General features: G+C 70.4%; 4 protein-coding genes and 1 riboswitch. All 4 genes read right to left on the reverse strand.

The window, feature by feature from the left end; all coding sequences use genetic code 11:
• On the reverse strand, positions 1–2860 hold a 2860-nt coding region (gcvP, locus tag QN357_RS17540), incomplete at its 3' end, for an aminomethyl-transferring glycine dehydrogenase (protein ID WP_323505280.1).
• A 133-nt stretch (positions 2861–2993) separates the two neighbouring features.
• A complete protein-coding gene (gene gcvH, locus QN357_RS17545; RefSeq protein ID WP_134562225.1) occupies positions 2994–3365 on the reverse strand; it encodes a glycine cleavage system protein GcvH in 372 nt (123 codons plus the stop codon).
• 98 nt (positions 3366–3463) lie between these two features.
• Positions 3464–4591 carry a glycine cleavage system aminomethyltransferase GcvT gene (gene gcvT / locus QN357_RS17550; RefSeq protein WP_134449522.1) on the reverse strand — a complete coding sequence of 376 codons (1128 nt, stop codon included), beginning with the start codon at positions 4589–4591 and terminating at the stop codon, positions 3464–3466.
• A gap of 169 nt (positions 4592–4760) precedes the next feature.
• Positions 4761–4856: riboswitch (glycine riboswitch) on the reverse strand.
• Between the two features lie 149 nt (positions 4857–5005).
• On the reverse strand, positions 5006–5619 hold a 614-nt coding region (locus QN357_RS17555; protein WP_323505279.1), incomplete at its 5' end, for an LON peptidase substrate-binding domain-containing protein.

Genomic DNA, 5619 nt, shown 5'->3' on the forward strand with positions numbered 1-5619 from the left:
GCGGGCAGGCGCAGACCAGGTTTCGGTCTCCGAAGGCGTTGTCGATGCGGCGCACCGGCGGCCAGTACTTGCCGCGGATGAGGCTGCGCAGCGGGTAGACGGCGGTCTCGCGGTCGTAGGCGTGCTCCCACTCCCCCTCGATCACGGACTGCGCCGTGTGCGGGGCGTTGTGCAGCGGGTTGTCGTCGGCCGGCCAGACTCCGGCGGCGACGGCATCCGCTTCGGCCTTGATTGCGATCATGGCCTCGATGAAGCGGTCGATCTCGCCGAGGTCCTCGCTCTCTGTCGGTTCGACCATGAGCGTTCCCGAGACCGGGAAGCTCATCGTCGGCGCGTGGAAGCCGTAGTCGACGAGGCGCTTGGCGACGTCGTCGACGGTCACTCCCGTCGCGGCGGTCAGCGGGCGCAGGTCGAGGATGCACTCGTGGGCGACGAGCCCGTTCTCCCCGGAGTAGAGCAGCGGGTATGCGCCCTCGAGGCCCTTGGCAACGTAGTTCGCCGCGAGCACGGCGGCGCCGGTGGCCTGCTTGAGGCCGGCCGCGCCCATCATGCGCACGTAGGCCCAGGAGATCGGCAGGATGCCCGGGCTCCCGTACGGTGCGGCCGAGACCGGGCCGCCGCCGTGCACGACGGTTCCGGCGCTGCCGTCGGCGCCCCGGAGGTAATGCTCCTCGTCCTGGGCGAGCGGGTGTCCGGGCAGGAACGGCGCGAGGTGCGCCTTCGCCGCGACCGGGCCGACACCGGGTCCGCCGCCGCCGTGCGGGATGCAGAAGGTCTTGTGCAGGTTGAGGTGCGACACGTCGCCGCCGAAGTCGCCGTACCGGGCGAAGCCGAGCAGCGCGTTGAGGTTGGCGCCGTCGACGTAGACCTGCCCGCCGGCCGCGTGCACGGCCTGGCAGATGGTGCCGACCTCGTGCTCGTAGACGCCGTGCGTCGAGGGGTAGGTGATCATGAGCGCGGCGAGGCTGTCGGCGTGCTCGGCGATCTTCGCGCGCAGGTCGTCGAGGTCGACGTTCCCGAGGTCGTCGCACGCGACGACGACGACCTTCATGCCGGCGAGCACGGCGGATGCCGCGTTCGTGCCGTGCGCGCTCGACGGGATCAGGCAGATGGTGCGTTCAGCGTTGCCGTTGGCGAGGTGATAGCCGCGGATGGCGAGCAGCCCGGACAGTTCGCCCTGGCTCCCCGCGTTCGGCTGGAGCGACACGGAATCGTACCCCGTGACATCCGTCAGCCACGTCTCGAGCTGCCGGATGAGTTCGAGGTAGCCGTCGACGTCGTCGCGTGGGGCGAAGGGGTGGATTCCGCTGAATTCGGGCCAGCTGACGGCCTCCATCTCGGTCGCCGCATTGAGCTTCATGGTGCAGGAGCCGAGTGGGATCATGCCGCGGTCGAGCGCGTAGTCGTAGTCGGCGAGGCGCTTGAGGTAGCGCATCATGCTCGTCTCGGAGCGGTGCGTGTTGAAGACAGGGTGCTCGAGGTACGTCGTGGTGCGGGCGAGCTCCTCGGGGAGCCCGGTGACGGATGCCTCGAGGTCGACGTGTCCGAAGGCATCGGTTCCGCCGAACGCGCCGAGCACCGCGGCGAGGTCGCTCCGGGTGGTGGTCTCGTCGACACTGATGCCGATCGTGTCGCAGTCGACCTGGTAGAGGTTGACGCCGGCGCCCGAGGCGCGGGCGACGATCTCGGCGGCACGGGACGGCATCGAGACCCGCACGGTGTCGAAGAAGGTGTCGTTCAGCACCGTCACGTCGGCGGCGCGGAGTGCGGCGACGAGCCGGCCGGCGTTCTCGTGCACCCCGCGGGCGATCTGGCGGAGCCCGTCTGGGCCGTGGTAGACCGCGTACATGCCCGCCATGACGGCGAGGAGCACCTGGGCGGTGCAGATGTTCGAGGTTGCCTTGTCCCGGCGGATGTGCTGCTCGCGCACCTGGAGCGACAGGCGGTAGGCCGGGTGGCCGGCCGCGTCGACGCTCACGCCGACGAGGCGCCCGGGCATCTGGCGTTCGAGGCCCTTGCGCACGGCGAGGTAGCCGGCGTGCGGACCGCCGAAGCCCATCGGCACGCCGAAGCGCTGGCTCGTGCCGACGGCCACGTCAGCACCGAGTTCGCCGGGCGACATGATCAGGGTGAGCGCGAGCAGGTCGGCGACGACGACGGCGAGAGCGCCCTGGGCGTGTGCTGCCTCGATCACGGCGGCAGGATTCCAGACCGTCCCGGTCGCGCCGGGGTACTGCACGAACACGCCGAAGTAGTCGCCGAGCCCGGCGGAGGCATCGGCGTCACCGGCGGCGGCGGGCTCCGCGTCGGCGCCGGGCGTGCCGAAGTCGGTCTCCACGAGCTCGATCCCGAGCGCGGCGGCCCGGTTCGCGAGCAGTGCCTTCGTCTGTGGGAGCGCGTCGGCGTCGACGAGGAACCGGTGGGACGGCGACTTCGAGCCGCGCCGGGCGAGGAGCATGCCCTCGACGACGGCTGTCGACTCGTCGAGCATCGACGCGTTCGCGGTGTGCAGACCGGTCAGGTCGGCGATCATCGTCTGGAAGTTGATCAGCGCCTCGAGCCGGCCCTGGGAGATCTCGGGCTGGTAGGGGGTGTACGCCGTGTACCAGCTCGGGTTCTCGAGGACATTGCGCTTGATCACGGCCGGCGTGATCGTGTCGTAGTAGCCGAGCCCGATCATCGAGCGCTGTACGGTGTTGCGGCCGGCGAGGGCGCGCAGCTCCGCGAGCGCCTCGCGCTCGCTCGCTGCGGGCGGAAGCAGGGTGTCCGACTCCGACCGGAACGCGTCGACGTGGATCGAGGCGGGAACGGCGGCGGCCACGAGGGCGTTGACGGAGTCGTAGCCGAGGCGGGCGAGCATCGTGGCCTGCGCCGCGGTATCCGTGCCGATGTGCCGCTCGGTGAACGGGCGCTCGGTGGCCTGGGCTGAGGCCTGGGCGGTCAGGGTGGGACTGAGGTGCTTGGTCATCTGGCGCTGCCTGCTTCCTGGGAGCTTATTCGCCGGTGAGGGCGGAGTATTCGGCGTGGCTGAGGAGGGGCGGCAGCTCGAGGAAGGTGACCTTGATCAGCCAGCCCTCTCCGAAGGGGTCGCTGTTGACGAGCTCGGGGCTGTCGACGACACCGTCGTTGGTGGCCGTGACCGTGCCACTGACCGGCGCGAAGAGCTCGCCGACCGACTTGGTGGATTCGATCTCGCCGACGATCGAGCCGGCGATGACACCGGTTCCGACGGCGGGCAGCTCGACGAAGACGACGTCCCCGAGCTTCTCTGCCGCGTACGCCGTGATTCCGACGGTTGCGGTGTCGCCCTCGATGAGGACCCACTCGTGTTCTGCGGTGTACTGGAGGGTGGTCTGGTCGGTCATGGGGTGTCCTTTCGGCGGAACAACGGGCAGTGCGTGCTGGTCTGGAGGGGTGCCGGCGAGAATCGCCGACGGGAGTGCGTGGGCGGATGCCCTCGGGGTCAGGGCTTGCGGGAGTAGAACGGGAGCGCGGTCACGGTCGCCGGGATGCGCGTGCCGCGCACGTCGACGAAGACCTCGGTGCCGAGCCGGGCGATCGACGGCGAGACGTACGCCATCATGACCGGATGTCCCAGGGTCGGGGAGAGGGCGCCGCTCGTGATCATCCCCTCCGGTGTGTGCGCGTCAGCGCTGCGGAAGACGTCGTAGGAGGCGCGGCCGGCGCGCTTGCCCGCGGACACGAGTCCGACGAGCACGGCGGACCCCGCCTGCGGCCCCTCTTCGCTCGCGGCGCGGCCGATGAAGTCGGTCTCCTTGGCGAGGTTGACGACCCGGCCGAGTCCGGCCTGGGCCGGGTAGGTCGCCTCGCTCAGTTCGTGGCCGTAGAGCGGCATGCCGGCCTCGAGGCGCAGGGTGTCGCGGCTCGCGAGTCCGGCGGGCACGAGGCCGTGGTCGGCGCCGGCCGCGGTGAGCGCATTCCAGAGGGCGAGGGCCCGATCGATGGGCACGTACAGTTCGAAGCCGTCCTCCCCGGTGTACCCGGTGCGGGCGATCAGCACCGGGACGTCGGTGAAGGTGCCCGTCATGGCCCGGTAGTAGCGGAGGGCGCCGAGGTCGTCGGTGGCCGTGAGACCGGCGGTCGCCTGGAGGATGGCGAGGGAGTTCGGGCCCTGGACGGCGATGAGCGCGGTGTCGTCGCTCTCGTCGGTCACGGTCACGTCGAAACGGGCAGCGCGCTTGGTGAGGGCCTCGAGCGCCGGGAAGTGGTTGCCGGCATTGGCGATCACGAGGAACTCGGTCTCCCCGGTGCGGTAGACGACGATGTCGTCGACGATGCCGCCTGCCGCGTTCAGGATCAGGCTGTACTTCGCCTGGAAGAGGGCGATCGCGGAGAGCTTTCCGGCGAGGGCGTAGTCGAGGTACGCCGCGGCATCCGCCCCGCTCACGCGGATCTCGGCCATGTGGGAGAGGTCGAACAGGCCGGCGGCGGTACGCACCGCGTGGTGCTCGGCGAGATCGCTCGAGTAGCGCACCGGCATCTGCCAGCCGGCGAAGTCGGTGAAGCTGGCTCCGGCGTCGACGTGCGCCTGGTGCAGCGGGGAATACCGTTCGGTCAGATCCGGGGTCATGAGTTCTCCAGGCAGGTCGGCCGCGGCCGAGCGAGATTCTCGGGGTCGTGGCGACCCCGTGGGAACTCCCCCTCTGTCGTCAGGCCTGAGAGCTTCGCCGCGTCCTGGTCGGGACGTGACTTTCACCATGGGCGAGCCGCATTGTGCTGCGACTACTTTTCAGAGTGGCCAGTCCGATGCGGTACGAGTACCTGAGAGATTGTCGGGGAGGATTGCTCCTTCGGTGTCCGGCCGCCGAGGCGCCGGACTCTCCCGCATCGGCCGTGTCGGCCCGGTATTCAGTTGGACGGCGCGCCTGGTCGGGCTCAACCGCTTCGCGAGCAGCTTAGCAGCCGGAGTTCCACTGGGACCGGCTCCGGCCTGCCCGATCGCGCAGCACGCCGACGCCGGATCCTGCCTCGCCGGGCACCCCGGTCAGGCGCCGAAGGAGTCGGCGACCGCCTCGGTGACCTCGACCAGCCGGGTGAGCAGGGCCTCCATCGACTCCGACCGCAGCAGCTCGATCTGGTCGAGGGGGCCGACCGGCGCGATCGCCGCGAGCTGCCAGGCCGCGACAGCCGGGTCGCCGGAGAGTTCGACGTCGGGCGCCCAGGGCTGCTCGGTGAATTCGCTCGCGAGCGCAAGCGCCCGGCGCACGACCCGTTCGGCCCGCTCCCGCAGAGGGAACAGCTCGTCGTCCCACTCCAGCTCGGGGAGCTCGCGGACGCTCGCCTGCGGATACGGGTCGTCGTCGAGCCACTCGAGCACCTCGATGCGCCGCTCGCCGTGGGCGACCACGCCGACGAACCCCTCTGGGGCCTCGATCTGCGTGATCCTGGCCACCGTCCCGATCCCGAACCGGTGCTCACCGCCGCCGACTTCCTGGCCGCGCTCGATCAGCACGACGCCGAAGACCGCGGTCTCGGCGTCGAGCACCCGCGCCATCATCACCAGGTAGCGCTGTTCGAACACGCGCAGGTGCAGTGGCATGTGCGGAAACAGCACCGCGCCCAGCGGGAACATCGGCAGAGTGGTCACCCGCCCACCCA

Origin of the sequence: Cryobacterium sp. RTC2.1 (genome assembly GCF_035018685.1) — a bacterium.
In the GTDB taxonomy this organism is placed as follows: domain Bacteria; phylum Actinomycetota; class Actinomycetes; order Actinomycetales; family Microbacteriaceae; genus Cryobacterium; species Cryobacterium glucosi.

What these genes read in the sequence shown, in the direction of transcription:
- gcvH (WP_134562225.1), bottom strand. Translation starts at nt 3,365, where the DNA reads ATGACCGACCAGACCACCCTCCAGTACACCGCAGAACACGAGTGGGTC.
- gcvT (WP_134449522.1), bottom strand. Translation starts at nt 4,591, where the DNA reads ATGACCCCGGATCTGACCGAACGGTATTCCCCGCTGCACCAGGCGCAC.